The organism is Halobacteriovorax marinus SJ (genome assembly GCF_000210915.2).
Classification (GTDB): domain Bacteria; phylum Bdellovibrionota; class Bacteriovoracia; order Bacteriovoracales; family Bacteriovoracaceae; genus Halobacteriovorax; species Halobacteriovorax marinus.
This window is the reverse complement of record NC_016620.1, coordinates 2,133,100-2,152,522: the sequence shown is the minus strand read 5'-3', so window position 1 is coordinate 2,152,522 and position 19,423 is coordinate 2,133,100. Positions and strand designations below refer to the sequence as shown.

The following is a 19,423-nucleotide window of genomic DNA, read 5'->3' as shown; positions in this document are numbered from 1 at the left end:
GCATGTGGCCGTTATAAATACCTATTATGTTTAGATCGCCACTTCTAATAACATTCTTTTTCCTAGTTCTAGGGCTTCAATTCTCCCATGCAAGCAATGGGGGTTTAGATAGAAGTGACAGTGACTTTGATGTTAGATCTGAAAATCCCCAAAAAGTTCTCATTCTAAATGACGGATATAGCGCTCTTGAAAAGAGATTAGAGCTAATTGAAAAGGCTACTAAGACTATTGATCTAGAAACCTTCATCTGGAGGGCCGATGACTCAGGTCAGATGCTCACTCACGCACTTATTAAAAAAGCGAGAAAGGGCGTAAAAATAAGACTTCTCATTGATAACTTCGTTGGGGCAAAGGACTATACTGAGTTCATCGCTCACGAGCTTAGAAAAGAGGGGATTGAAGTTAGATACTACAACCCAACTCCACTCTTTAGAGTTGTTGAAGCTCAGTGGAGAAATCACAAGAAGTCCCTCACGATCGATAGTAAAGAAACAATCATTGGTGGAAGAAATATTGGTGATGAGTACTTTGACTTAAGTCCGGAGTATAACTTTGTTGATCGCGATGTATGGATTGAAGGTGACTTAGTCGATGCCGTAGAGCTTAGTTTTGAAAGTATCTGGACATCAAAAGAGTCTGTGGCGGTTAAGAGAAAGAAGATGCCAGAGAAGAACGACATTCAATATAGAAGAAATTCTCGCACGGCAAGAGGACGCGCAAAGTATAAGAGTGATTTAAGAGCGTGGACTAAGAAAGAGGACTTCGCCAAGAGCTTTGTTTCTCTAGATAATGAGAGAGTTGATCTGAGAGAGAAAATTAGAAACCTCTCTATCTTACATGCTCACGGGCAATTCTATGGTGAGTGTACTAATGCAAGCTTTGTTTCTGATAGACCACTTTCACACGATACAGGTAAGACTAAGAGAATATTAAAGAAAGAAATTTATAAGAGAATTAACGAATCTAAGAGTTCTCTTCAAATTGAGAGTCCATACTTTATTGTTAATGATGAAACAGAGACAACTCTAAAGAATGCACTTAAAAGGGGAGTTAAGACAACTCTACTTACAAATTATCTCTACAGTACTGATGCTATTTATGTTTCCGCGGCTTTTAATTCTATTGCCAACGAGTGGTTAGATACTGGGATGGATATTTTCCTCTACGGTGGAGATACTCAGACTGATTATCAAACCATTAATCATGAAGTTCAGTATTCGCGCTGGGGAACACATGCCAAGTCAGTAGTTTTTGACTACAGCTCTATTATGATTGGCTCATTTAACTTTGATCCAAGAAGTTATAACTTCTCCGCTGAATTGGCCTTCTTCTGTGATGGAAATAGACCTCTTGCTGATTCTCTTCGCTTTGATATTGAGCAAAGAGAGAGAGATTCAATTCTCATTACTAAGAAAGATCTTGAAGAGGATCCTGATTCAATTGATGAGAGACTCTTTCACAGAGTAGGCTTTGGAAAGAAAGTTCTCTACTATCTTCTCAAAGGACCATCAAATCTCTTTGATTTCATGCTCTAGTTAACCATACTCTGGTGGACTCTAGAGATGAGCTCTTTTGCAACATTCACCTTACAAACTTCTTCCAATGTCTCAAAGCCTGGACACGGATTAACTTCTAAAATAAAGAATTGATTCTCGGTTTCAAGAATATCAATACCACCGTAGAAGAGGTGAGTATTTCGTCTGATTGTTTGAAAGAAACTGATAAGTTCTTCACTTAAATTTTCGGGCTCTATTGCAAAGCACTCACTGCGCTGGGCATTGAGTCTGAATTCATCCTGTCTCTTAGCGTGTTTTTCAAAGGCCCCAATAATTTGATCTTCAATGAAAAAGAGGCGGTACTCTCTAATACCTCTCATCCTAGGCTGAATAATAAATCGCTGGTCACCAAAGTGGTAGTAGCTCTCTAGTTGAGTGTAGAGAGAGTCTATACCACGGCATAAACTCATGCCTAGGCCTTTATTACTTCTAGTGGGTTTAATAATATATTCATTTGGGCACTGGCCCGGGATATCGTTAAAGTCTATGACCTCTTCGATCTCCTCACGAGAGAGCGCTCCTCTAATGGCCCTAGTGGGAATGCAACTAAGTTCGAGATTATTTAAGAAGATATGGGAGGAAAGTTTGTCTCGAAAAATTTGCAACTCTTCAATTGGGTTTAAAATAAGTGAGCCCTTATTCTTCCAAGATTGGCACAGTTGTAGATCGTAGTCGTCGAAGAGAATTCCTGAGTAGCGATTAAAGACCACAGTGGAAGAACTGCGCTCATTCTCTCTCCAGTGACTTGATTGGTAAATATCTTGGTGTTTCGACTCAAGGCCCAATGATTGGGCTTCTGCCAGCAATCTAGCGCTGGAGTAGAGTTGACTATTCTTAGAAATTACGAGTATTTTCATAGTTAAGTCCCTCAAAAAGGGTGTTTTTAGTGTTATTAAAAGGTTATAATACGGATATATTTTAACACAAGAATCGAGTAGAAAATGACAAGAGTTTATATCAGTCTAATATTATTGAGTTTACTATACGGATGTTCCAGTATTACAGACTTTATGACTCTTGATAAAGATGACTCAAATACGAGTGCACAGTCTAAGAAGATCAGCACTACTGAAGCTAAAGAGGCTCCTGTTGCTGAACCTGTAAAAGTCCAGAAAGTTGTAAAGAAGCCTCTTTGGGATAAGAAGCTTCCTCAAAACCAAGTGGTTTCAAATTACTGTAAGAAAATAGAGAAGAAATTTCGTCACTGGGGCTGGGGTTATAGCCGCTGCATGAATATTAAGTGGAATAATGTGAGAAAGTCCCACTTAGGTGATCCTTTGATTTGGACAGTCTATGGAAGTGAAGAACTTCAAAAGTCATCTAACCCTAAAGATATGACTCTCATTCTTTGTGGAGTTCACGGTGATGAGATTACGCCAATTAAATTCTGCTTCGATATTATTCACCACTTAGAAAAAGTCGTAAACGGTCACTTACCAGGCCATGAAGAATTAGAAGATAAGCTTGTTGTTGTGGCCCCAATTGTAACACCAGACTCTTTCTTTAAGAGACGTCCTACGAGAACAAACGCTAGGGGTGTTGATGTAAATAGAAACTTTCCTACTAAGGACTGGAATAGGGACGCACTAAGACTATGGAAGACAAGATATAGAAGTGACAAGCGCCGCTACCCAGGTGAGAGACCTCTTAGTGAACAAGAGACCATTTTTCAAGTTAACCTTATCAAAAGATATAACCCATCAAAGATTATTACGGTTCATGCTCCACTTTCAATTCTCGACTATGATGGACCAGAGTTTCACTCCCACAATCACGATGGCGCACAGATTGTTGTTCCCAATGCCCAAGAGCTCCTCATACAGATGAGTAAAATGGCCAATGGATATAAGATAAAAAACTATCCTTTCTTTCCAGGTAGTCTTGGAAATTATGCTGGAAATGAGAGAAATATTCCTACCTATACGTTGGAGCTTCCTACATCAGATAATAGAAAGCACAAGAAGTATTGGGCCACATTTAAAGATGCCATTCACTCGGCGATTCTTCACGACATGAAGAAGGAAGTTGAGGTGGCGACTCTTCCAGATGAAGATGATGTCTCAACAAATTAGATTTTAACCTATTCGTAAGAATTATCTGTATTTTTAACGACTTCGGCTATTTCCCTTGACGTAAGTTACAAGGTGAATTAATCAAAGAAATTAAGACAATACATTTAAAATGACGAGAGGAGTTCGCCGCTTGAGCACTGAAATTATTAAAGATTCTCTACCTAAGTTGCAAAGACCTGAAGAAGTTTATTTGAACTCTCATTGGACTGATAAGCTTCATGCAAATGCTACCCATTTGATTGGTTTTGGTTTTGATGGAACGGCATGTTTTAGAAAGGGAACAAAAGACGGACCCGATGCTCTTAGAATCATCAGTGATGGAATCGAAGATTATTCTCCCTACTTAAAAAGTGGTACCGATGAAATTCGTAAGTTCTACGACCTTGGAAATTTAAATGTGGGAACGAGTGATGATGCCGACGCTAATTGGAAGCAGGCAACAGATGAGTTCTTAGAGATCTTCAGTGATGTAGATCTAAAAGAGAGTGGAATCAAAACTCTCACTCTTGGTGGAGAGCATTCAATTAGTTTCGCTCCTCTAAAAACGTACTTAGATCAATATGATGATCTGGTGGTCATTCACCTCGATGCTCACGCAGACCTTCGAGACGGCTACTTGGGACATCATTACTCTCATGCCTCTATTATTAGAAGAGCACTTGACCATTTTAAAGATGGACATGAATTGATTCAGTATGGAATTCGCTCTGGTACTAAAGATGAATTTAATTGGATGCACGAGCATGGAACAATTAAAACTTCTCGTGCTGATTTTTTAGAAGCGGTAAGCTCTATTGCTAACGATAGACCAATCTATTTAACTTTTGATCTCGATTACTTTGACCCTAGCTTCTTTCCTGGTACGGGAACACCGGAGCCGGGTGGAGAAGATTTCCATTCATTCATATCCTTTGTTAAGATCTTGATGAATAAGAATTTTGTTGGTTGTGATGTGGTGGAATTATCTCCCGTTATTGATCCGACAGGAAATAGTGATGTCTTTGCGGCCAAGGTTGTACGAGAATTATTAATTGCACTAAATTAGGAATGACCATGAGTAAGTGGACTATAAATGATTCAAAGAAATTATATAAGATTAATCAATGGGGTGAAGGTTACTTCTCTGTAAATTCTCTTGGTAATTTAACTGTTAGAACAGAGTCTAAGAAGTCTGGAGAGTTTGATATTGCCTCAGTCATCAAAGAGATGAAAGAGCAGGGAGTAAAATTTCCTGCAGTTATTCGCTTCCACGATATTCTTCGCTCAAGAGTTAGACTCATTAATAAAGTCTTTAGAGAAACGATTGAAGAATATGATTATGAAGGTCGCTACTACGGTGTTTACCCAATTAAAGTGAATCAAATGCGTGAGGTCGTTGAAGAGATTATCGACGCTGGTCTTAAGTATGATTACGGCCTTGAGGCAGGAAGTAAGCCTGAGTTACTAGCAGTACTTGCTATGAACGACAGTAAAAAGGCCCTGACTATTTTAAATGGATATAAAGATGATGATTATATGAAGCTTGCTCTTCTTGGAAGAGAAGTGGGAAGAAAGATTATCATCGTGATTGAGAAATTTTCAGAGATAAAGAAGATTATTCGCCTCAGTAAAGAAGTTGGTGTAGAGCCACTTATTGGTCTTCGTGGAAAGATGAGTGTTCCAGGCTGTGGAAGATGGTCTGGCTCCTCTGGTGAGAGGGCCAAATTTGGTCTCTCTGTTTCAGAAATGCTTCAAGCTGTTGAGCTCTTTAGGGCAAACGGTCTTGGTGATTGCATTAAGCTCTTTCACTTTCATATAGGTTCACAGATTCCTGAGATCAGATCTTTTAAAGAGGCGATCAGTGAGGGCGGAAGAATTTACGCTAAGCTTGTTCAGGCCGGTGTTCCTCTTGAGTACTTTGATATTGGTGGTGGTCTCGGTGTTGATTATGATGGAACGAGAACGATTAATGATTCATCTACGAATTACTCTCTAAGTGAATACGTTGCTGATGTGATCTATAGTTTAAAACAAATTTGTGACTTAGAAGGCGTGACTCACCCAAATATTGTAACTGAGTCTGGTCGTGCAGTAACAGCTCACCATTCATGTGTTGTAACAAATGTAATTGGTAAGATTGACGCTACTTCAGATTTTAATACGAAGAAAGTTACGGGAGAGCATATCTTTGTTAGCAATATGCGAGAGCTAGAAGAAGATCTTCACAATAATGAGAGACTACAAGAAACTTATAATGATGTTATTCAATTAAAAGAAAGTGCTCTCAATGCTTTTAAGCTAGGGATTCTTTCTCTAGAGGAAAGAGCAAAGATTGAAACAATTTATACAAGAGTTTTAAATTATATTACTTCAAAGCTTATTGACTCAGATAAAGTTCCAGAGGAGCTGCAGTCCTTAGTTGATGATACCTCTGCAAAGTATCTATGTAACTTCTCTGTCTTTCAATCGGCCGCGGATAGCTGGGCCATTGGGCAAGTTCTCCCTGTTGTTCCGATTACTAGACTGCATGAGAAGCCGACGGTGAATTGCTCAATTGCTGATATCACATGTGATAGTGACGGTAAGATTGATAAGTTTATTGATGAAACTGGCCATCGTACGACTTTTCCGGTCCATGAATTAGGTGAAGAGGATTATTACTTAGGAATCTTTTTAACTGGAGCTTACCAAGACGTGATGGGGGATATGCACAATCTCTTTGGAAGACTCAATGAAGTTCACGTCTTTAAAGATGAAGAAGATGAAAGTGGTTTCTATATTGAAGAAGTTATAAAGGGACAGTCTTGTGCGAAAGTCCTCTCAACAATGCAGTACAATCCACAGTATATGGCCTACTCTTTAAAGAAGGTTGTGGATAGAGAAGTTGCAAGAGGAAAGATTCAACCAAGAAGAGGTGTGAAGTTAGTTGATTTCTATGAAGACTGTCTTAGAAGTTATACTTACTTAGAATCTTAAACTAAGCTGCACTCGTTGAGCTCTCTGTTAGAATTGGAATTGAGAGCTCAAAGGTTGTATTGGCTTCGCCCTCAAGACACTTGAGATCTCCACCGTGATAATGTGCAATTTTCTTACAGATACTTAGACCTAGGCCAGTACCTCTGCCTATCTCTTTAGTTGTAAAGAATGGCTCCATAACTTTATCTTTTATTTCACTATCAATTCCATGTCCTGAGTCAATCACTCTATAGATGACAAGATGATCTCTTCTAAGTAATTCCACTCTGATCCATCTTTCATCCATATCTTTAATGGCGTGAGTTGAATTCATTATGAGGTTGATAAGAATCTGTGTGATTTGTTGCTCGAGACCTTTAAACTTGAGACTATGTTCTGAGATGATGTACTCAACTACAATATTTCTATCTTCTACAATACTTGTATGAAGGTTTTCGATATTTCTAATAATATTCTTTGCTTCAACAGTGATAAGTTCGTCCTCTGAAGAGTGACGAGAAATTCTCTGCAACCCACTTATAATATCAGCGATTCGATCAATTGTTTTTAAATTCTTTTCAACTTTAGTGGTTATATTTTGATTAGCTAGGTCATTACTCTCTTTTAAGTGTCTAAGCATAATAGAAGAGTTTGTCTTGAGTATAGTTAGGGGATTATTAATTTCATGGGCAATTCCCCCTGCCATTAGACCAAGGGACTCGAGCTTACCTTTTTGTACTAGAAGCTCGTAATCTTCCTTTACTCTCTTAATCAGTGAGTTGATTGTCTGAGTTAATTCACTTATTTCTTTGTCGTGACTAAGTTGTTTTATTTCTTTTAATTTATCTAAGTCGAGTTTAGAAACTTCTCTTTGTAAGTTTAGAATTGGATTAAAGAGACTTCTATTTAAGACGTAGTAAGTAAGTCCTAGAATAATAATGATCATTAGAGACGAAGTAACTAGAAAGAGAGAGAAACTTCTCTTTCCTGCGATAAGTATTTCTGGAGTATGAAAGATGGAGTAGACAAAGAATTTATTATTTGCGAGCTCAAGTGAATTGTCGCTCACTAAGAAATTATCTAGTTGGTAGGTACTGTCGGCCTTCTCATTCTCAACACCTTTGAAATAGACTTTAACTGCAAGGTTTTGACTAAGGCGTCTAAAGTAGCTGGCATCTATTTTCTTTGCCATTAGTAATTTTCCAACTGAATTGACTTGGTATCTCTTTGTAATAGGTATCTCAGAGATAAGCCAGACTCCAAAATCTTTTAGGTCATAGATTTCTAAAATTTCTTCGTTCTTTTTTAAATACTCATCATAGTTGATTTTCTTAATTAGTTCAGTAGGTACTTGCTGTAGTCCTATTGAAGAGAAATCGTGATCATAACTTAGATTATATCCATTGATATATTCTCTTTCGTCACCATAGAGAATTAAATCGATATTTAAATTTCTTAGTGCAGAGAGGTTGAGGTTCTTCTCAAGAGTTCTATAGTCTTTCTTCTCCATGAGCTCATAGATTGTTTGTCTACTGGACCATTCTTTATTTTTGAAATTGATCTCACCAAGGTTTTTTAGAATTTCATTTCGAACGAGATCGTTATTAATACTTATCTTCTTATATTCGAGGTTTTCAAATTGAGAATAGAATAGATAGCGTGCAAAGAAGATTAGAGTCCCAATAACAAGTGTAAGTGTGAGAATGTAAATATATTGGAGCTTCTTCTTTGTTTCCATGCCTACTTATTATAAAGATTTCTTGAGCTTATAGATAGAATAAAAAAAAGGCCTATTATTCTGTCTAGGCCTATTTATATTGGAGAACTAAAGAACATCTAAAGATTTTAGTTCTATGTAAATATTATTTTGCGAGTTCTTGAGTTATGAAGTCATATTCTTTCTTAGTCACAGGCTGAATAGAGAGCCTGCTTCCTTTTTGAAGAAGGAGCATATCTTTTAATTTCTTTTGCTCTTTGAGCTCATTGAGTGGAAGAAAGTTTTTAAATTTCTTTTTAAACTTAACTGATACCATGAACCAGCGAGGGTTTTCCTCGCTAGATTTTGGATCATAATATTTAGATGTTTTATCAAAGCAGGTGTGATCAGGGTGAGACTCTTTGGCGACCTCTGCTATTCCAGCAATTCCTGGAATCTTGCAACTTGAATGATAGATAAGAATTAAATCTCCCTTTTTCATCTCGTCGCGCATGAAGTTTCTGGCCTGATAATTTCTCACACCATCCCAACTTTCAGTTTTATTTGGCCTAGACTTTAAGTCGTCAATCGAGAATGTATCGGGCTCAGTTTTCATGAGCCAATACTTCTTAGTCATTCTTGATGAGTCCTTCTAGATTCTTTCTGATGAAGCTAGGTAGAGCAAAGGCCGCACTATGAATCCCTTTATTATAGTAGTCAAAATCTAATCCAGACTCTGTAACTCTATTAGGATTAAAATCTTTCACTGGATGGTACTTCTTTGTAGCAAAAGTAAATGACCAAAGTGAACCAGGGTAAGTGAGGTTTGAAAAAGTATAGAGGAATACGTCATTAAAAACACCGTCTAGTATCTTAATGAGTCCCTTTTGAATATCAGTTTGATACCAAGGAGACTCGCCCTGAGAAACAACGATTCCATCGTCACTTAAACAATTCTTTAGATCTTCGTAGAACTCAGTTCCAAAGAGAGGAGTCGCCGGACCAATTGGATCTGTTGAATCTACTAATATAACGTCAAATTTCTCTTTCGTTTCTTTTACAAATTTAACACCATCTCCAATGATAAGATTGACTCTATCACCAGTAAGGTCTTTAGACGTTTGTGGAATAAACTCAATACAAGCGTCCACAACCATTTTATCTATTTCTACCATTGTACACTTTTCAACGCCTGGATGTCTGATGACTTCTCTAGCTGTTCCGCCATCACCACCGCCAATAACGAGTACGTTCTTTGGATTAGGGTGAACGAAGAGAGGTACGTGAGCGATCATATCGTGGTAAGCGAATTCATCTCTTTCTGTGACCATGATAAGTCCATCATTTAAGAGCATTTTTCCATGTCCCTTCGTTTGAACAACGTCGACAGCTTGGAATTCACTTTGTCCCGAAAAGAGAGTTTTTTCAATTTCAAATTTATATGATGAGTGATCGCTTTGAAATTCTTCGATCCATAGACTAGATTTCATTTCTTATATCTCCATTTTATATGCGGCAAAGACTTCGCGCTCATTCTTAGAAAAATGTGCGAATTCTACATTATAGCCACAGCTAATACTTTCTCTTACTAATGTTTGGTTTTGATAAATTGCAGGAATTGATTCAAAGCTATTCTCATATCCTTGTGGATTAAAAGTCATTAAATCAAAAGCGTGTGGGCGCAGAGTTTCAAGGATAATTGGCGCCTTCTCTACAAGATTAATTGAAGACTCAAAACTTACATAACTTGACTCTTCCTGCGGAGTCACATGAATAGTTAAGTACTCACCATCCTTATTGATAGCATTTAAGCTATAACCGAAAGGTTGGAAGACGAAGTCATCGATTTCAAAACCAGGTATAATCTGATCGAGTTTCAATAATTCTCTTATCTCAGTTGCATTTAACTTACCACTTGTAAGGTTTTTACTTACGTCACTTGCAATATGGTAGACAAGTAGCTCATAGGTCTTATCATCACTTTGTGGTTTATACTCTTTATCAAGGTGAAAGAGGTAGTTGTGATGAGCGTCCATATGTCCAAAGCGAAGTGAACTCCCTTCAAAGAATTCCTGGATCTTCTTAACGTCATCAAGGAAGTGAGTTTTTTGAAGGTGAGAGAAGTACTCATTCTTTCTTTGGAAAATTATTTGTGCAATAGAATCTCTATCGTGATTTTCTAAGAAGTAGAGAATTGAGTTTATTAAAATAGTTTGACCGCAAGTGAGAATCGTAAATCTATCGTCAAAAACAAAGAGACTAGATTCACTTAATAAATAGGCGTCACATTTTTCATTAGAAATTTTAGATAAAATAGTCGCTTCACACTTTGCAACTAACTTAGACCAGAAGTCTTGATCGATTTCACGAAGAGATTTTCCCTCGAGATTAACAATAACTTCTGCCTTCTTTTCAGATCCTTCAAAGAACAAGGCCCACTCCTTAAATGTAAAAAAATCAAATATATATATAAGGCCCTAAATATCATTTTTTAGATATTTTCGTAACTCTATTTTCCCGAATAGAGTAAAAAAGAGCATTTATCTATGCTAATTTATTGAAATTACGAATATTGCCACAATTTTTAGGCATATTGCTTAAGTATTTTCCTCTATTTTCCGAAATAGTTAGAGATAATTCACGTAATCCAAGAGGATTAGACATCCATTAGGAGATATTATGCTTGCTAGCTTTTCAGAGTTTAAATTCTACCAATCATTTAGAATTCCGGTAGAGGACGCTGATGATTTAAGATTCCTGGTTGAGGAAGAAGATGAGTTAGGTAAGAGAAAGTATATCGATGACGCCAAACTTATCGACATTAGTGTGACGGGTCTTGGTTTTTCTACCAGGCAGAGAATTAGTGTAGGTGACGAGCTTACAATTTCAATGCAATTCAAGCGTCATCATTTGGATATTACAGGAACTGTAGTTAGGGCCTTTTCAGATTCAATCGAAGATGAACATATTATTTATGGAATTGAGCTAGAGGCGGACCGCGAACTGAGTAAGTTCTTACAGCAATATGTAATGAGCTTTTCTACAGATAGATTAAAAGAGTGCCTCATCGATTCAGCTCTTAAAGAGAAGTACACTAAGGCCAGTGATGGTTTTGAAATGTTCTCTCTACTACTATCACTATTTAAAGATATTACTTTCTTTGGAGACAAAGAAGGCTTCTTAGATACAATGCTAGAAGAAGTTATCCGTATTCTAAATGCGCAGAGAGCATCAATCTTTTTGATCAATCCTGAGAGTAATGAACTTGAGGCGGTTGGAGCACTCGGTGTAGATAAAGATAAATTAAAATTTGATTATAGATTAGGAATTGCTGGATCAGTTTTTACTACTGGTGTTGCTCTTAATATTGATATTCAAGATGATAAGAGCCGATTCAACGATCAATTCGATTTACAGTTTGGTTATGAGACAAAGTCAATCATTTGTCATCCAATCCATAACCGTGAAGATAAAATTATAGGTGTTATTCAAATTCTCAATAAGAGAAATGAAGACAGATTTACTGTTGAAGATGAGAAGACGATGAAAGTTCTCGCACTTGTTTTCTCTTCAGTATTTCATAACTATAATCCAATGTCTGAGTCTAGTCAGATCAGAAGATTTTCGACTCCGTTTGATAGAAAGCATGCTCTCATTGGTAAGACGCCTCATGTGGCCTCTCTTAGAAGTGCCATCATAAAAACAAAAGATCTAGATTCACCTCTGCTTGTTCATGGTGAAAAAGGTGTGGGGAAAACTCTCTTTGCTAAAATTCTTCACCACGAAGGATGTAGAGGACTAAAGGGATTTGAAATGATTCGCTGTGAAGAGCCTATTAGAGATAATCTCTATGAAGAACTCTGGGGAGCAGAGGATAAGAATGTCTTTGCCAAAGTAAAGGGTGGAACAGTTGTTCTTCACGATATTTGTTCTCTCTCTATTAAAGAGCAGAGAAAGTTAATGAGTGTATTTAACGAGAGAAAAATTCCTGGGACATTTATGTCTATCGATGCCCGCGTGATCGCCACTTCTACGAAGGATCTCGCAGAGCTAGTCGATAAGGGAGAGTTTGATAGAGATCTTTATGAGTATCTATCGAGTGCATATATTTATATGGAACCTCTTAGAAGAAGAATCGAAGACGTTGATTTACTCGTAGATTTCTTCTTAAAAGTAGAGTGTAAGAAACAAGGTCTTCTGCTTAAGAACTTCTCTCCGAAGGCCCTTGATAAATTAAAAGACTACGATTGGCCTGGAAACGTTGCTGAAGTTAAGAAGTGTGTTGAGCGCGCAGTACTTTACAATCCAAAGGCCCATATTATTACAGAGGTTGCCCTAGAAAATAATGCTTCTCCATTACTAGATACAGGTAGTAAGAGAAGAATGTTTGGCAATGTACCTCATGTTGCTGATTATAAACTTCCTCTTAAAGATAGAGTGGCCCTCATTGAAAGAGAGATGATCATGGCCGAAATTAAGAGAAATAATGGCAATAAGTCTAAGGCCGCAAAAGAGATGGGAATCTCTAGAGAGGCCTTAAGAAAGAAACTTCTTCAATCTAGTAACGTCCTTGAGGGAATTCAAGAGGAGACAGTTACAGAAGAAAAGAAAGCAGCTTAATCGGCCACAAATTTTATCAAAATATTTCTTTGCTTGGGACTATCTCTAAATTCACAGAGATAGATCCCTTGCCAAGTTCCAAGAATAAGTTCCCCTCTATCAACAATAAATGACATACTTTGATTTACGAGCATTGTTTTCATGTGAGAGGGAGAGTCATCTTCACCTTCGTCTGTGTGCTTTATAAAAGGAAGATTTCTAGGAGCAATATGATCTAGGAAACTCTCAAGGTCCTCTCTAGCACTCGGGTCGTAGGATTCATTAATTGTTAGTCCACAGCTTGTATGAGTGATAAAGAGATAAGCGATGCCGCTTTCATTCTTAGAATTGAGCTTTAAAAGCTCTTTTTGGACTTCATCAGTGATATTGTAGAATCTCTCCCACGAGTGTTTAACTTGATTGTTGAATAATTCAATTGCCTTCCTTTAGTTAATTTATCACAATATTCTCAATATTTAGTCGCAAAATGTCGATAGTTGATTATAGTAATTTAAAATTGGAGCCCCTTTGGGAATTATTGAAATTCTCTACCAACAGATTGGTATTAAAGATGTAATGGATATTGCAATAGTATCTATTATTCTTTATCAAATTCTAAGAATCGTGCAGGGGACACGGGCCCTACAAGTTATGCTTGGTCTGGTTCTCGTTCTTGGACTCTATGGTGTATCCCTTTATTATAAGCTTTATTCACTGAATTGGATTCTTACTCACTTCTTTGATTACTTTGTGATTATTTTTATTATTCTCTTTCAAGATCAATTGCGTTCGGCCCTTGCCAATGTGGGGACAGGAAGAAAAGTTTTTGGAATCTTCAATAATAAATCTGAGTATCTAGAAATTGAAGAAGTCGTAGAGGCGGCAGGTGTTTTAAGTCGAGAGCAGATTGGTGCCCTCATTGTTTTTGAAAGAAGGCATGGACTTGAAAATATAGTTGGAACTGGGACAAGATTAGGTGCAGAGATACACTCCGACTTAATCTATTCACTCTTTCAACCATCATCTCCACTTCACGACGGTGCCATTTTAATTCAAGATGGAAAGATTGCAGCGGCGGGATGTTTTCTTCCGCTTTCAAATAATATTGAAATTGATCGCCACCTTGGGACTCGTCATAGAGCAGCACTAGGGATATCTGAAATCTCTGATGCCATAGTTGTGACAGTGAGTGAAGAGACAGGAAGAATTAATCTCTGTATTGATGGAACATTCTATTCTTGTGGAAATGAAAATCAATTGCGTCAATACCTCAAGCACGTTTGGTCCAATGAGAAGTTGGATGAGAAGTTAAAACCTATAAAGTTGAAGGACTAGAATGAAAGGCTGGCAAAAGGTTTTAAAAAAGAATCACGAATATTCAAGACACCTCTTAAAAGTTGTAAGTGCTCTTTTTGCAGTTGTTATTTGGTTCTACGTTCTAAACTCTGAACCTCAAGAGGTTACACATAATATGACTCTTCACTTAGTTTCACCCAAAGGCCTTAGTGTTTCTAATCTAACGCCAGAGAAATTAAGTGTTAAAATAAAAGGTTCTAGGGCCTTTATTAGAACGATGGTTGAGCGAGAAGAGAGTGTATATTTAAAGCTTCAAAATTATCCTTATCAAAAAAAGGGTGGCTTCAATATCTTTCTCTCTCCAGAGGATATTCCCGTTCCATTTGGTATACAGGTCATAGATGTAAAACCGGATAAATTCAAAGTTGAATTACAGAAGGAAATTCGAAAAAATGTTCCTGTTAAAGTGAATCTGGTTGGGGCCTTACCTAGTGATTTAAAATTAATGGAGACAAAGATCGAACCATCTGAAGTTCTTATCTCCGGGCCCATAGAGGTCATGAGAAAAATCTCTCGTGTAACAACGGCCCCCATAGATTTGACGACACTCGAGGGAAGTGGAGAGTTGAAAATTTCTCTCAGTGATATTGATCCACGTATTGAATCCAAGCGAGTCACTCCATTGGATTTTGCCTATGTCGTTAAGCCAAGAAAAGCGAACTTAACTCTAAAGAAAGTAAAGATTAGATTTCTATCTAGTTCTAATCGAATTTCCTCTAAGACACGCTTTGTCTCTCTAGATGTTCTCGCTCCTGAGGGCGTACGTCTCACAGCATCAAGTGTGCAGGTCATTGCCGATGTGCCAGATGAGCGAGGGGTGCATAGTGTTAAGTTGCGTGCAAAGCTGCCTGAAGGCATTCATCTTTTGCAAATCAACCCCCAATCTATTAATGTAAGCAATCGATAATATGGATTTATCTCCAAAATATATTTAATCACACCAGAGTGTTGAATTAAGAGGAAAGTATGTCAGAGAGAAAACTTTTTGGGACAGATGGAATTCGTGGAAAGGCCAATATCTATCCAATGACACCAGAAATTGCTACCGCCCTTGGAAGAGCAGTGACTCATTATTTTCAAGGCCACACTAAGAGAAAGAAACCACTTATCATCGTGGGTAAAGATACTAGATTAAGTTGTTATATGTTCGAGCAGGCCTTCGCGGCCGGTGTTTGTTCACAGGGTGGAGAAGTTATCCTCACTGGACCATTACCAACTCCAGGTGTTGCCTTTGTAACTGAGTCTATGCGTGCTGATGCTGGTGTTATGATCAGTGCTTCTCACAATGCTTACTCTGATAACGGAATTAAAATCTTTGATTCTGTAGGTAATAAACTTCCTGATGAAGTAGAGCTAGAACTTGAAGAGTTAGTTTTAAATCTTCAATTAATGCCTGTTAAAATTGGTGGTGAATTAGGAAATGCAAAAAGGCTTAAAGAAGTCTTTGGGCGCTACTTAGTTAATGTAAAATCAACTCTAGATAATAGCTGTAAGCTAGATAATATGCGCGTGGTTCTAGATTGCGCCAATGGAGCAGGTTATAAAGTTGCTCCAATGATGTTTGACGAACTTGGTGCTGAAGTGATTTCACTTGGGGTTAATCCCAACGGACAAAATATTAATTCCAATTGTGGCTCACTTCATCCAGAACTAGCTTGTGATCACGTAAAGAAATATCGTGCCGATATTGGTATCTGCCTTGATGGTGATGCTGATAGATTGACTGTGATTGATCATGAGGGAGAAGTCGTTAACGGTGATGCTCTGATTGGTCTCTTCGCTAAATTTCTACTGGATACTGGAAAGTTAAAAAAAGGTGACACGGTCGTTGGAACTGTTATGTCTAATTTAGGACTAGAAAATTATATTAAATCTCTAGGATTAAAATTTCACCGCACTAAAGTAGGAGACCGCTATATTGTAGAGTATATGCGCGATCACAAGTGCATTCTAGGAGGCGAGCCTTCTGGACACGTTATCTTTGGTGAGTACGCAACAACTGGTGATGGTTGCCTTGCGGCCCTAAAGGCCATTGAGGCAATGAAGTTCTATGATAAGTCGATTAGAGATTTAGTGAGAGAGGTAAGTCTCTACCCTCAATTACTTATGAATAAAGTAGTTAAGGAAAAGGTTCCTTTTAAGGAAATTCCTGTCTTTCAAAAAGAATTAAAAGCAGCTGAAAAGAAACTTGGCGACAAGGGGAGAGTTCTTGTTCGCTACTCGGGAACAGAGCCTTTGGCCAGAGTGATGGTCGAGGGAGAGAAGCTGGAAGATGTGCATACAATTTGTGAGAATTTAGTAAAAACTCTTTCAAAAGAAATTGGTAGCTAGGGAGCTATAATGAAAGCAAGATTAGGTGTTAATATTGATCACGTTGCAACTTTGAGACAGGCGCGTGGCGAGAACTATCCAAGTATCGTCGATGCTGCCAGCACTGTGCTAAGAGATGGGGCTGATCAGATCACTATTCATCTGCGCGAAGATAGAAGACATATTCAAGACACTGATGTTGAAGCAGTACATTTAGTGACTAAGAAATTTGGAAAGCCTCTCAACCTTGAAATGGGGTGTAATGATGAGATCGTCGAGATAGCCGTTGCTACAGCACCATCTTGGATCTGCCTCGTTCCTGAAAAGCGCGAAGAAAAGACTACTGAGGGAGGGCTTGATCTAAAGACTAAGTCTAACTACGACAAAGTTCTCTCTACATGTAAGTATTTAAAGTCAAAAATAGAGGGAGTTAAAATTTCTCTCTTTCTCGAGGCCGATTTAGAGACATTGACTCTTGCTAGTGAAATGCCAATCGACGCAGTTGAAATTCATACGGGTGACTACGCTAGAGCGCATCTAAATGATGAAGACTATGAGAAATTCTTAGCTCAGTACAAAGATGCTAAGATTTTCCTTGTAAGCAAGAAAATTGGATGTCATGCAGGTCATGGACTTACTTCTCAAAGCTTATTGCCATTATTAGAAAATAATTTATTTGAAGAATATAATATCGGGCATTGGATTATTTGCCAGGCCGTATTTGATGGACTTTCAAAGGTTGTCAAAGATATGGTTACATCAATGAGTGAATATCCCTACACTCTAAAGGATTAGATTATGAGAGTTGTTGATATTAATGAGATGAAAGAAATTGAGAAGGTAGCCATCGAAGAATATGGTTTTACTGAGTCTCTTATTATTGAAAATGTTGGTACTAGAGGTGCTGACTTTATTGAAGATTCAATCTTAGAAGAATTAGACTATGTTGGGGAAATCGTTCTACTTGTAGGTAGAGGAAATAACGCTGCCGACGGTTTGGCCATATCTAGAAATTTAGTTAACCGTGGTCATCGTGTGAGAGCTTTTATTCTCTTTCCTGACGACGATCAATCTAGTGAAGAGCAACAAAAACAAGTTCACCTCGCTAAATCTTACGGTGTACGTATTAACGAAGTAAAAAATATCAATCAGGTTCAAAGTTATTTTGAAGAGACTCAAGATAGCTATGTAGTTATTGATGCAGTTCTTGGAACGGGATTTAAATTACCTCTTTCTCAGTACCTCTTTGAATTATTCAACTGTGTAAATAACTCTAAGAGTATTACTATCGCTGTTGATATTCCTTCGGGAATTACGGCAAATATTGGAGCGAAGAGTTCTGTGGCCATCTCTGCTGACTTTACTCTCGCTATCGGACTACCAAAAACAGGTCATTATATTGATGAGGGTGCCCGCCACTCAGGACAAGTTCTAACGTTAGACGTTGGTTTTCCAAAGGCCTTAATCTCTGGAGGAGATAAAGCTCTCTTAACTTCAGATGTTATTGGTCACACTTTTGGAGCTAGAAATAAATTTGCTCACAAGAATACTTTTGGTCACACTCTTGTAGTAGGTGGTTCTCCAGGGCTTACAGGAGCCTGTATAATGGCCTCTAATGGTGCGCTAAAAGTGGGAACAGGTCTTGTGACTGCTGCTACTTGGAAAGAGAGTTACTATGAGCTTACTGGAAGATCTCTTCCAGAGGTGATGACTGGTCTGATTCCTTCAAGTGCTAAAGATAAGGAAAGTATTATAAATGAATTGGACCGCTACGACGCTGTTGTAATTGGTCCTGGACTAGGTGTGAATGAAACATCTAGAGATATTGTCATCGAACTCTTAAGCCAATTTGCTGGACCAGTTGTTGTCGATGCAGACGCTATTAAGGTTCTTGATTTAAGTAAAGATTCAGAACTTCTCCATACGAGAAAGTATCCAACAATCTTCACTCCTCATATGGGTGAGTTTGCAAAATTCACTGGAGCCAGCGTTGATGAAGTTCTACAAAGACCTATTGATTACTTAAAGGAAGTCGTTGATAGAACAAATTCTTGTTTTATTATGAAGGGACCATGTTCTTTTCTTGGCTTTCCAAATGGTAATGTCTTTATCAATTATTATCCAAATGATGGGATGGCCACTGGTGGTTCAGGTGATGTTCTCGCCGGAATTTTAGGGGGGCTGCTCGCTCAAAATCCATTAGACCGAAATCAAAGTGGAATCTTCATGGATAAGACAATGCTCTATCAAGCAATATGTCTTGGAGTTGGAGCTCACACTGTGGCAGGTAAAATAGCGGCCAAGAAATACGGTGTTAGGGCCATGACAGCAACTTCAATCATTGAGCACTTAAGCGACGCTTTTCAAGAGTTGAACGAAGACGATATTTACTGAGGCCAGAGTGGAATTAATTAAAGAGTGGGATGGTATTTTTGAAGAGAACTTAGAAAGTCTTTCTGAAGAGATTAAAAGTATCATTCCCCTTGAAAGTGCCATTATTCTTACTGGAGCTGTGGGTGCAGGGAAGACAACTTTTACTAAGTCATTTATTGATAGTGATGAAGGGGATGAGGTCTGCTCGCCAACTTACTCCGTCATTAATGAAAATGGAAATTGCGCTCACGCTGATTTCTATCGTTTAAAAGATAGCGAGGAGGTTATTCACCTCGAGCTAGGTCTGTACTTAGAAGATAAAGACTACTTTTTAATTGAATGGGGCGCGCCTTTTTTAAAAGAGATCTCTCGAAACCTAGATGAACAATGGGAGATATTCGAGTTAAAGTTTGAAATAAATTCACAACTTTCTAATTCAGACAATATTTCTTCAAGAAAAATCCAACTTTTTAAGCATTTTTAATCAATATTTTTTAAGTACTTGAGGCTTCTAGTGGAAAATATTT

17 protein-coding genes are annotated in these 19,423 nt (G+C 37.9%); 11 read left to right on the top strand and 6 right to left on the bottom strand.

Translation table 11 applies throughout. From position 1 onward, the window contains the following. Positions 1-26 precede the first annotated feature (26 nt). Entirely contained in the window at positions 27-1,535 is a 1,509-nt protein-coding gene (locus BMS_RS10135; RefSeq protein WP_014244722.1) for a phospholipase D-like domain-containing protein, read from the top strand. On the opposite strand, the gene BMS_RS10130 is transcribed toward BMS_RS10135, so the two are convergent. Beyond that, complete coding sequence (locus tag BMS_RS10130) at positions 1,532-2,413, bottom strand: ATP-grasp domain-containing protein (RefSeq protein WP_014244721.1); 882 nt, start codon at positions 2,411-2,413, stop codon at positions 1,532-1,534. The two genes, BMS_RS10135 and BMS_RS10130, sit on opposite strands and share 4 nt — an antisense overlap. Positions 2,414-2,527: 114 nt before the next feature. On the opposite strand from BMS_RS10130, the gene BMS_RS17015 reads away from it, so the two are divergent. The 3 genes from BMS_RS17015 to speA all read left to right on the top strand — a co-directional run bounded on the left by BMS_RS17015 (position 2,528) and on the right by speA (position 6,583). Next, entirely contained in the window at positions 2,528-3,628 is a 1,101-nt protein-coding gene (locus BMS_RS17015; protein ID WP_157765752.1) for a M14 family zinc carboxypeptidase, read from the top strand. A 130-nt stretch (positions 3,629-3,758) separates the two neighbouring features. Then, positions 3,759-4,673 carry an agmatinase gene (speB, locus tag BMS_RS10120; RefSeq protein WP_197536767.1) on the top strand — a complete coding sequence of 305 codons (915 nt, stop codon included), beginning with the start codon at positions 3,759-3,761 and terminating at the stop codon, positions 4,671-4,673. A 2-nt stretch (positions 4,674-4,675) separates the two neighbouring features. Beyond that, a complete protein-coding gene (gene speA, locus BMS_RS10115; RefSeq protein WP_014244718.1) occupies positions 4,676-6,583 on the top strand; it encodes a biosynthetic arginine decarboxylase in 1,908 nt (635 codons plus the stop codon). Between the two features lies 1 nt (position 6,584). Here the strand turns inward: speA and BMS_RS10110 are convergent, their stop codons facing one another. From BMS_RS10110 to BMS_RS10095, 4 genes are all read right to left on the bottom strand, one after another. After that, entirely contained in the window at positions 6,585-8,300 is a 1,716-nt protein-coding gene (locus BMS_RS10110) for an ATP-binding protein (protein ID WP_014244717.1), read from the bottom strand. A gap of 124 nt (positions 8,301-8,424) precedes the next feature. Next, positions 8,425-8,895 (bottom strand): EVE domain-containing protein, encoded by a 471-nt coding sequence (locus BMS_RS10105; RefSeq protein WP_014244716.1) that lies wholly within the window; start codon positions 8,893-8,895, stop codon positions 8,425-8,427. Continuing rightward, positions 8,888-9,748, bottom strand: coding sequence for a polyamine aminopropyltransferase (speE, locus tag BMS_RS10100; protein ID WP_014244715.1), 861 nt, complete (start codon positions 9,746-9,748; stop codon positions 8,888-8,890). Before speE ends, BMS_RS10105 begins: the two co-directional genes overlap by 8 nt. 3 nt (positions 9,749-9,751) lie before the next feature. Next, positions 9,752-10,690, bottom strand: a complete 939-nt coding sequence (locus BMS_RS10095; protein WP_014244714.1) for an adenosylmethionine decarboxylase — start codon at positions 10,688-10,690, stop codon at positions 9,752-9,754. A 247-nt stretch (positions 10,691-10,937) separates the two neighbouring features. Here BMS_RS10095 and BMS_RS10090 point away from each other — a divergent pair, with 247 nt between their 5' ends. Beyond that, positions 10,938-12,878 (top strand): sigma-54-dependent Fis family transcriptional regulator, encoded by a 1,941-nt coding sequence (locus tag BMS_RS10090; RefSeq protein WP_014244713.1) that lies wholly within the window; start codon positions 10,938-10,940, stop codon positions 12,876-12,878. Here BMS_RS10090 and BMS_RS17400 read toward each other — a convergent pair. Further along, positions 12,875-13,294, bottom strand: coding sequence for a secondary thiamine-phosphate synthase enzyme YjbQ (locus BMS_RS17400; protein WP_075053421.1), 420 nt, complete (start codon positions 13,292-13,294; stop codon positions 12,875-12,877). The two genes, BMS_RS10090 and BMS_RS17400, sit on opposite strands and share 4 nt — an antisense overlap. A 91-nt stretch (positions 13,295-13,385) precedes the next feature. Between BMS_RS17400 and cdaA the strand changes: the two genes are divergently transcribed. Genes cdaA through tsaE form a run of 6 tightly spaced genes read left to right on the top strand, consistent with a single transcriptional unit; the run spans position 13,386 to position 19,380 of the window. Continuing rightward, on the top strand, positions 13,386-14,192 hold the full coding sequence (cdaA, locus tag BMS_RS10080; protein ID WP_014244711.1) for a diadenylate cyclase CdaA: 807 nt from the start codon (positions 13,386-13,388) through the stop codon (positions 14,190-14,192). Position 14,193: 1 nt separating this feature from the next. Next, positions 14,194-15,120 carry a CdaR family protein gene (locus BMS_RS10075; RefSeq protein ID WP_014244710.1) on the top strand — a complete coding sequence of 309 codons (927 nt, stop codon included), beginning with the start codon at positions 14,194-14,196 and terminating at the stop codon, positions 15,118-15,120. A 59-nt stretch (positions 15,121-15,179) separates the two neighbouring features. Continuing rightward, entirely contained in the window at positions 15,180-16,544 is a 1,365-nt protein-coding gene (gene glmM, locus BMS_RS10070; protein WP_014244709.1) for a phosphoglucosamine mutase, read from the top strand. 9 nt (positions 16,545-16,553) lie between these two features. Continuing rightward, positions 16,554-17,318, top strand: coding sequence for a pyridoxine 5'-phosphate synthase (locus BMS_RS10065; protein ID WP_014244708.1), 765 nt, complete (start codon positions 16,554-16,556; stop codon positions 17,316-17,318). 3 nt (positions 17,319-17,321) lie between these two features. Next, entirely contained in the window at positions 17,322-18,917 is a 1,596-nt protein-coding gene (locus tag BMS_RS10060) for a bifunctional ADP-dependent NAD(P)H-hydrate dehydratase/NAD(P)H-hydrate epimerase (protein ID WP_014244707.1), read from the top strand. A gap of 7 nt (positions 18,918-18,924) precedes the next feature. Beyond that, positions 18,925-19,380, top strand: coding sequence for a tRNA (adenosine(37)-N6)-threonylcarbamoyltransferase complex ATPase subunit type 1 TsaE (tsaE, locus tag BMS_RS10055; protein ID WP_014244706.1), 456 nt, complete (start codon positions 18,925-18,927; stop codon positions 19,378-19,380). Positions 19,381-19,423: the final 43 nt, after the last annotated feature.

Excerpts from the sequence above, each read along its gene's own strand:
- BMS_RS10135 (WP_014244722.1), top strand. The coding sequence starts at position 27 with ATGTTTAGATCGCCACTTCTAATAACATTCTTTTTCCTAGTTCTAGGG.
- BMS_RS10130 (WP_014244721.1), bottom strand. The coding sequence starts at position 2,413 with ATGAAAATACTCGTAATTTCTAAGAATAGTCAACTCTACTCCAGCGCT.
- speA (WP_014244718.1), top strand. The coding sequence starts at position 4,676 with ATGACCATGAGTAAGTGGACTATAAATGATTCAAAGAAATTATATAAG.
- BMS_RS10110 (WP_014244717.1), bottom strand. The coding sequence starts at position 8,300 with ATGGAAACAAAGAAGAAGCTCCAATATATTTACATTCTCACACTTACA.
- BMS_RS10105 (WP_014244716.1), bottom strand. The coding sequence starts at position 8,895 with ATGACTAAGAAGTATTGGCTCATGAAAACTGAGCCCGATACATTCTCG.
- speE (WP_014244715.1), bottom strand. The coding sequence starts at position 9,748 with ATGAAATCTAGTCTATGGATCGAAGAATTTCAAAGCGATCACTCATCA.
- BMS_RS10090 (WP_014244713.1), top strand. The coding sequence starts at position 10,938 with ATGCTTGCTAGCTTTTCAGAGTTTAAATTCTACCAATCATTTAGAATT.
- BMS_RS10075 (WP_014244710.1), top strand. The coding sequence starts at position 14,194 with ATGAAAGGCTGGCAAAAGGTTTTAAAAAAGAATCACGAATATTCAAGA.
- glmM (WP_014244709.1), top strand. The coding sequence starts at position 15,180 with ATGTCAGAGAGAAAACTTTTTGGGACAGATGGAATTCGTGGAAAGGCC.
- BMS_RS10065 (WP_014244708.1), top strand. The coding sequence starts at position 16,554 with ATGAAAGCAAGATTAGGTGTTAATATTGATCACGTTGCAACTTTGAGA.
- BMS_RS10060 (WP_014244707.1), top strand. The coding sequence starts at position 17,322 with ATGAGAGTTGTTGATATTAATGAGATGAAAGAAATTGAGAAGGTAGCC.